Origin of the sequence: Streptomyces sp. NRRL B-24572, assembly GCF_002156145.1 — a bacterium.
GTDB lineage: Bacteria > Actinomycetota > Actinomycetes > Streptomycetales > Streptomycetaceae > Streptomyces > Streptomyces vietnamensis.
Window position 1 is genome coordinate 1 of sequence record NZ_MWIG01000522.1, and the last position, 312, is coordinate 312.

A 312-nucleotide genomic window follows, 5' to 3' on the forward strand; every position below is an offset into this window, starting at 1 on the left:
GGCGGCGGCGATCTCGGCGGAGTCCCCGTCGCGGACCTCCTTGAGCAGCCCGATCGCGGCGTCGAAGAACTGTCCGGCCAGCTTGCTCTCGCCCATGACGGCGGCTCCTTCTCGTCCTCGTGGTCGCCGCTCACGGTGCGGTCTGGACCATTGCTCTGTCAATACCGCCGCACCCCGGCGCGGCCCGGTTGTCGGTCCGATGCGCAACAATTACGGCAGGGCCAGCGCACGACTCATCGAGGGGCACGTATGTCCGGACTGATCGACACAACGGAGATGTATCTCCGCACCATCCTCGAGCTCGAGGAAGAG

At 66.3% G+C, this 312-nt stretch carries 1 pseudogene; it reads right to left on the reverse strand.

From position 1 onward, the window contains the following. A pseudogene (locus tag CCN56_RS45005) lies at positions 1-162 on the reverse strand (SIS domain-containing protein); the annotation flags it as partial. Positions 163-312 lie beyond the last annotated feature (150 nt).